We start from the raw sequence: 6,052 nt of genomic DNA on the forward strand, positions 1-6,052 counted from the left end.
CCCTTGCTCAACGACCGTCCGAGCGCAGCGAGACGAAACGCCCGCGACGTCCGACCCCGCGTCTACCCTGCAACCATGGTCGCGACCTCCGACAAGCCCGAGCTCCACGTCGACACCGTCGAGGAGTGGGAGCGCTGGCTCGCGTCGGATCCCGGCCCCGAGGGCGTGCGGCTGCGCGTGCGGAAGACGGCGTCGAAGAAGCCCGGCATCACCTACGCCGAGGCGCTCGACGCAGCGCTGTGCGTCGGATGGATCGACGGTCAGAAGCTGTCGCTGGACGCGGACTACTTCCTTCAGGTGTTCACGCCGCGCCGGCCGCGCGGGGTCTGGTCGAAGGTCAACATCGCGCATGCCGAGCGTCTGATCACCGAGGGACGGATGCGCCCCGCCGGGCGGCGCGAGATCGACCGCGCGAAAGCCGACGGGCGCTGGGACGCCGCGTACCGCCAGAGCGACGGCGACGTCCCGGCCGAGCTCCAGGCAGCTCTGGACGCCGACCCCGCCATCGCCGCCGCGTTCGCGGCCCAGTCTGCGCAGAACCGCTTCGCGATGTCGTTCCGCATCAGCAACCTCAAGCGGCCGGAGTCGCGCGCTGCGCGCGTCGCGCAGTACGTCGCCATGCTCGAGCGCGGCGAGACGATCCACTAGGCCCGAGTCGCGAGAACCCCCGCGTCAGCCGGGAAGATGCTCTGCCCCCTCGGACACGGAGAGCGTCGAGAGTTACCCTGGGCGGGCGCGCCACCGGCGACGCCGAGCGAAGGATCCCGACGATGAACCCTCCCCCCACGCCACCCGCCGGCTGGTACGACGTTCCCGCGGGAGGGAAACGGTTCTGGGACGGGACGAGCTGGTCGGCCGATGTCGTCGGCGCGCCGAGCGCGACCGCCGGATGACCGGCGAAGCGATCGCCGTCAACGAGCTCGCCGCGGGTGCGTACGAGTCGGCGTACGAGCGATTGGGGCCGCTCGCGCGGCATCCGTTCCTCCAGGCGAGCTACCGTCACCTGCCCGAGTACGTCGAGGCGGCGGTGCGCAGCGGCAACCGCGCGGCGGCGGAGTGGGCGCTACATCGGATGAAGACGCACGTCGACATCAACGGGTCCGTCGTCGGGCGGGCCCTGTACACGAGGTCGCTGGCGCTGATGTCGGATGACGCCGAGGCCGAGCGCCACTTCATCGACGCCATCGCCCTCTTCCCGCCGAGCCATCGGGCAGACATCGGCCGCGCACGGCTCGTCTACGGCGAGTGGCTCCGCCGCGTGCGGCGGCGCGCTGACGCCAGGACGCAACTCGAGCTCGCGCTTCGCGACTTCGAGGCGACGAGTGCGATCGGATTCGCCGAGCGTGCACGGCGCGAGATCCTCGCCGCGGGCGGTTCGGTGCCGTCGGGTTCAGCGCCGGTGGATCTGTTGAGCAGCCAGGAGCGTCAGGTCGCGCTGCTCGCCGCGCGCGGCGCGACGAACGCCGAGATCGCCGCGACGATGTTCATCAGCCCGAACACCGTCGACTACCACCTGCACAAGGTCTTCCGGAAGCTCGAGATCAGCTCGCGGCGGCAGCTGGCCGACCGGTTCGCCCAGGCGTGAGGCGCGTGACAGCCCGCTCGCTCACCCGCGTTCGCTGCGCCGCCACGGGTTCGTTCGTCGCAGATGTACGCCAAGAAGCGGTGAGGGCGTACATCTGTGACGAACGGATGCGGTGGTAGGCGGAGAGGTGAGCTCTCCAAGCGGTTCCGCATGCCGTCGGCGTATGGGCGCCGTCGGTCCGCCGCTCACGCGTCGCGCGACCGCCAGAGCAGCCACACGAAGTACGGCGCGCCGATCAGCGCGACGACCAGCCCCGCGGGCAGCTGCGCCGGAGCGATGATCGTCCGCCCGAGGGTGTCGGCGACGCCCACGAGCACCGCGCCGAGCAGCACCGCGACCGGGATCGACCGGCCGTGCTTCGCACCGACGAGCGCCCGGGCCGCGTGCGGCGCCACCAGTCCCACGAACCCGATCACGCCGACCGCGACGACGCCGAGCGCAGCGAGCACCGCCGCCGTCACGAGCAGCGCGAGGCGCGTGCGCTCGAGGCGGATGCCGACGAGCTTCGGGGTGTCCTCATCCATCGCGAGAATGTCGAGGTCGCGGCGGCGCACGAGCGCGAACGGCAGCGCGATGGCGAGCACGATCGCGAGCGGAATCACCTGCTCCCAGACGCGCCCGTACGTGGTGCCCGACAGCCACGTGTAGATGCGCGGCGTGTCCCACGGGTTCGCGCGCAGCAGCACGAAGGTCGTGAGCGCCACCGCACCGTACGAGACGCCGATGCCGATGAGGATGAACCGGTCGGCGCTCAGACCACCCCGCCACGCCAGGGCATAGACCAGTGCGAACGCCAGGAGCCCTCCGCCGACGGCGGCCACCAGCATCCCGAGATTGCTCGCCGTGGCACTCGTCACGACCAGCACCGCACCCAGGCCGGCACCGCCCGTGATGCCGAGAAGGCCGGGCTCTGCGAGCGGATTGCGGCTGACCGCCTGCGTGATGCTGCCCGACAGCCCGAGCGCGGCGCCCGCGACGACGGCGGCGACGACGCGCGGAGCGCGCTCGTCCAGCGCGAACGCGACGAGCGGGGGCGCGGAGTCGGTGAGCCACAGCACGATATCGCCGGTGAGCAGGCGGGTGCTGCCGAGCAGCATCCCGGCGAGCACCACCCCGCCGAGGACGAGCGCCGACGCGGCGACGACGATGACGAACCGGCGCGGGGTGCGCACGCCGATGCGCATCGACGGGGGCCGGCGGGTGGGGCCCGAGTCGCGCAGGCGCCGCGCCATCACGACGAGCACGATCGCCCCGAACACGGTGGTCGCGACCCCGGTCGGCACCGCGATGGCGCCCTCGGCGCCGATGAGGGCGCGCAGCAGCGCGTCGGCGAGGATGACGACGATCGCGCCGATCACACCCGACAGCGGGATCAGCAGCAGGTGCCGCCCGAGCGCCGGCACCACCCGCACGAGCAGCCGCGCGAGCACGGGGGCGCAGAGGCCGACGAATCCGATGGGGCCGGCGAGGGTGACGGCGGTGGCGGTGAGCAGCACCGAGATGAGGATGCCGGCGACCCGCGTCGCGCGGATCGGCACCCCCAGCGACGAGGCAGTGTCATCGCCGAGGGCGAGGACGTCGAGGCGGCGCGAGAGCACGAGGGCGAGGACGAGCGCGAGGACGACGACCGGCGCCGCGCGCAGGAACGCCTCGAGGCCGAGCTGCGAGAGGCTGCCGCTCCCCCACGCCAGCAGGCCCTTGGTCTCTTCGGAGAACAGGACCAGGAGCGCCGAGGTGCCGGCCTGGAACGCGAGCGCCAAGGCCGATCCGGCAAGGACGAGCCGGGTGGTCGAGGTGCCGGCTCCCCCGGCAAGGCCCAGCACGAGTGCCGCGGCGGCGAGCCCGCCGACGAAGGCGACGACCCCCGACGCCCAGAACGGCACCGCGATGCCGAACGCCGCCACGGCGGTGATCGCCAGGTACGACCCGGCGGTGACCCCGAGGGTGTCGGGCGAGGCGAGGGCGTTCCGCGACAGCGACTGCATGAGCAGGCCCGCGACGCCGACCGCGACGCCGACCGCGACCCCGGCTGCCAGGCGCGGGATGCGCGACCCCCAGAGCACGTCGGCGTCGGCGAAGACCGCGCCGCTCGTCCCCTGCGTCAGATGCCAGCCCGCGGAGAGGACGAGCACCACGAAGAGCGCGGCGAGCACGCCGAGCCCGAGGGCGGTCGATGAGCGAGGGGCGTGGGGCGCAGCATCCGTCCGGTCTGCACCCTGGGCCCGGGAGCCTGGAGCCCCCTCGCTCACCGACCGCATGTTCACCGGGTGATGGCGGCGACGTACGCGTCGATGATCTGCTCGGCCGAGCGGGGGCCGCCGAAGGTCCAGATGCCGGCGGGGAACGCGGTGACGCGGCCCTCGGCGACGGCCGGGATCGATGCCCACGCCGGGTTCGACTCGGCGGCGTCGATGAAGCTCTCGTAGTCGGGGTCTTCGGTGCCGGTGTAGAAGAAGTTGGCGTCGCCGACCGTCGTCATGCCCTCGATGTCGGTCTGGCCGAGGCCGTAGGCGGGGTCGACCTCGCCGGTCCAGGCGTTGGTGAGGCCGAGCTCCTCGCCCAGCTCGCCGACGAGCGAGCCCTGCCCGAAGGGGCGGATCGAGACGTTGCCGCCGTCGACGTAGCCGTCGATGTAGACGAAGTCGGAGACCTCGGGCGTGGCACCCTCGACCTCGGCCTTGGCGTCGGCGAGGTGCTGCTCGAACTTCTCGGTGACGACCTCGGCGCGCTCCTCGCGGCCGGTCGCCTGCGCGATCAGGTCGAAGGTGTCGAGCATCTGCGCGATCGGGTCTTCGGCGTTCGCGCCGATGGTGGCGAGAACGGGGATGCCGTACTCCTCGAGCTGGTCGATGATCGCATCGTCGCGGGTATACGCCTCGACGATCACCAGGTCGGGCTCGGTGGCGAAGAGGGCGTCGAGGTTCGGCTCCTGGCGGGTGCCGACGCTCTCGACGCTCTCGGGAAGCTCTTCGGCGGAGTTCCACGTCCGGTACCCGTCGGCGTCGGCCACCGCGACCGGGGTGAGGCAGAGGGTGAGCACGTCTTCGATCTGCTGCCACTCGAGCACCGCGACCCGCTCAGCGGGCTGGTCGAGGGTGACCGTGCGGCCGAAGGCGTCGGTCAGCTCGACCGGGCCGGTGGAGGTCGTCGTGGTGTCGTCGGCGCAGCCCTCGCTCGTGGAGGTCGCGGCTGCGCCGCTGGCGTCGGCGGCCGGGGTGCTCTGCGTGGTACCGCAGCCGGTGAGCGCGAGGGCGAGGGCTGCGGCGCCGGCGAGGGCGGCGAGGGGCTTCTTGGTCATGACGGACTCCATCGATGGGTGGGGGGGTGCGGTGAAGAGAAGAGCGGATGCCGGGGCGCGGCGCCGTGCGGGCGGTGGGCCTGTGAGGCGTCGGCGTCGGCGTCAGGCGGAGACGGCGTGCAGGTGGCGCGTGACGGCTTGGGCGCGGGCCCTGTTCCGGGCGTCGTGGCGGCCACGCGGAATCACGCTGACGCGCCCCGTTGCGGCATCCACTTCTGTATCGATGGCGAACTCGTAGACCTCGGTGAGGTTCGCCGCGTTGAGCACGTCTTCGGGGGTGCCGGCGGCGTGGACGCGCCCGCGGCTCATCAGCACGACCTCGTCGGCGATGAGGGCCGCGTGGTCGAGGTCGTGGAGCACGACGCCGACGGCGGTCCCGTGGTCGGCGAGGTCGCAGATGAGGTCGAGCGTCTCGACCTGGTAGCGCAGGTCGAGGTGATTGGTGGGCTCGTCCAGGAGCAGGATGCCGGTGCCCTGCGCGAGCGCGGTGGCCAGCCACACGCGCTGCAGCTCGCCGCCGGAGAGCTCGTCGACGGGGCGGTGCTCCATGGCGAGAAGCCCGGTGAGGCGGAGGGCGTGGTCGATGGCCGCGCGATCGGCGTCGCTGAGACCGGCGAAGCGGCTGCGGTGCGGGTGGCGGCCGTGGGCGACGATGTCGCGCACCTCGAGGCCCGAGGGGTGGGGGCGCGACTGCGACAGCATGGCGACGGCCTTGGCGAACTCCTTGGCCGAAAGGGTGCCGGCGTCGCGGGGACCGGCGGGGGTGTCGACGTGGACGTCGCCGGCGTCGATGCGGTGGAGGCGCGCGAGCGCGCGGAGCGCGGTGGACTTGCCGCTGCCGTTCGGGCCGATGAGAGCCGTGACCACGCCGGGGCGGAGGTGGAGCGACACGTCGTGCACCACGCGGGTGCGACCGTAGCTGAGGGCGAGGGAATCGCCGCGCAGCGCGCTCGTCGGTGTGGTCGTCTCGGTGTCGGTCCTCACGTTAGGTGAGCCTAACCTAGGGTCGCTGCGGGTTCAAACGGGGGTGCGGCGGGGTCTCTCGATCGCGAGAGATGGGCGGGGCGCGGGGTGGGCGCCCGGCGGCGCCGCGCGTTTCACCTTTCGTTCGTCACAGATGTACGCGCGGGCCGGGTCACGGCGTACATCTGCGACTGTCTCTTATACAC

5 protein-coding genes are annotated in these 6,052 nt (G+C 72.5%); 2 read left to right on the top strand and 3 right to left on the bottom strand.

The window, feature by feature from the left end; genetic code table 11:
* On the top strand, positions 1–648 hold a 648-nt coding region (locus RO069_RS08740), incomplete at its 5' end, for a YdeI/OmpD-associated family protein (RefSeq protein WP_328186786.1).
* Between the two features lie 241 nt (positions 649–889).
* Positions 890–1,585, top strand: a complete 696-nt coding sequence (locus RO069_RS08745; protein WP_328186788.1) for a helix-turn-helix transcriptional regulator — start codon at positions 890–892, stop codon at positions 1,583–1,585.
* 185 nt (positions 1,586–1,770) lie between these two features.
* Here RO069_RS08745 and RO069_RS08750 read toward each other — a convergent pair whose 3' ends face one another.
* The 3 genes from RO069_RS08750 to RO069_RS08760 form a co-directional block, all read right to left on the bottom strand.
* Positions 1,771–3,843 (bottom strand): iron ABC transporter permease, encoded by a 2,073-nt coding sequence (locus tag RO069_RS08750; protein ID WP_248242765.1) that lies wholly within the window; start codon positions 3,841–3,843, stop codon positions 1,771–1,773.
* Positions 3,844–3,845: 2 nt separating this feature from the next.
* Positions 3,846–4,883, bottom strand: coding sequence for an iron-siderophore ABC transporter substrate-binding protein (locus RO069_RS08755; protein WP_328186789.1), 1,038 nt, complete (start codon positions 4,881–4,883; stop codon positions 3,846–3,848).
* Between the two features lie 102 nt (positions 4,884–4,985).
* The gene (locus tag RO069_RS08760; RefSeq protein ID WP_328186790.1) at positions 4,986–5,867 is read right to left on the bottom strand and encodes an ABC transporter ATP-binding protein; all 882 of its coding nucleotides are present in this window, start codon (positions 5,865–5,867) and stop codon (positions 4,986–4,988) included.
* Positions 5,868–6,052: the final 185 nt, after the last annotated feature.

This window comes from Marinobacter sp. OP 3.4 (assembly GCF_036224885.1).
Taxonomy (GTDB): domain Bacteria; phylum Pseudomonadota; class Gammaproteobacteria; order Pseudomonadales; family Oleiphilaceae; genus Marinobacter.

Bases quoted from the DNA above. Each gene is read 5' to 3' on its own strand.
- RO069_RS08750 (WP_248242765.1), bottom strand. From the start codon at position 3,843: ATGCGGTCGGTGAGCGAGGGGGCTCCAGGCTCCCGGGCCCAGGGTGCA.
- RO069_RS08755 (WP_328186789.1), bottom strand. From the start codon at position 4,883: ATGACCAAGAAGCCCCTCGCCGCCCTCGCCGGCGCCGCAGCCCTCGCC.
- RO069_RS08745 (WP_328186788.1), top strand. From the start codon at position 890: ATGACCGGCGAAGCGATCGCCGTCAACGAGCTCGCCGCGGGTGCGTAC.